The organism is Enterorhabdus sp. P55 (assembly GCF_009911695.1).
Classification (GTDB): Bacteria; Actinomycetota; Coriobacteriia; order Coriobacteriales; family Eggerthellaceae; genus Enterorhabdus.
The window spans coordinates 1-554 of record NZ_QWKK01000302.1; the positions used below are offsets into that span (position 1 = coordinate 1).

The 554-nt window shown below is 44.4% G+C and carries 1 protein-coding gene; it reads right to left on the bottom strand.

What is annotated here, in order from left to right; genetic code table 11:
• A partial coding sequence (locus D1643_RS11395; protein ID WP_160710682.1) for a hypothetical protein occupies positions 1 to 554 on the bottom strand: 554 nt, incomplete at both ends.

Consider the following 554-nt stretch of genomic DNA (forward strand, 5'->3'; position numbering starts at 1 on the left):
CTCGTTGCTGTGAACTGCGTTCATAACAATCACGCGGTTTGGGTGGCCTTCACATTCTACTGCGGATACGTCAACTGGTAAGAAAGCGTGTTGCGCGTAGTCGTATTTAACCTCAATATTGTGTTTAGGTTCAATTTGAAGTCGGTTGGCTACATGGTCGATGATGCGTGTCAATTTGGCAGCACCTTCGTCAGAAAGACGATGTGCAGGCGCGTCGTCAACCCATTCTTCAAACTGGTTGATATTGTGAATAATGACATGTGAGAGCGCTTCATCGGTTTCGCGGTTCATGAAATCAATATGGAGCTGTTCAACGTTGTTGATTGCAGAGCTTTCAATAGCTTTTGCTAATTCATCCTCTGCATTTTCTGGAGAGCTTGCAAGTACAACGTGGTCATAGCCATTGACATGTTCAACAACAATGCAGTCTTCTAAGCGTTGTGGCGTGTCACCTGTTGGTGTGCCCACATAAGGGTTAGCTGGATCATATTCAAGATCTTCATTCATAACAATATGCCAAAAGTCCATACCGGCTTTAATTAGGTCAGAAGACG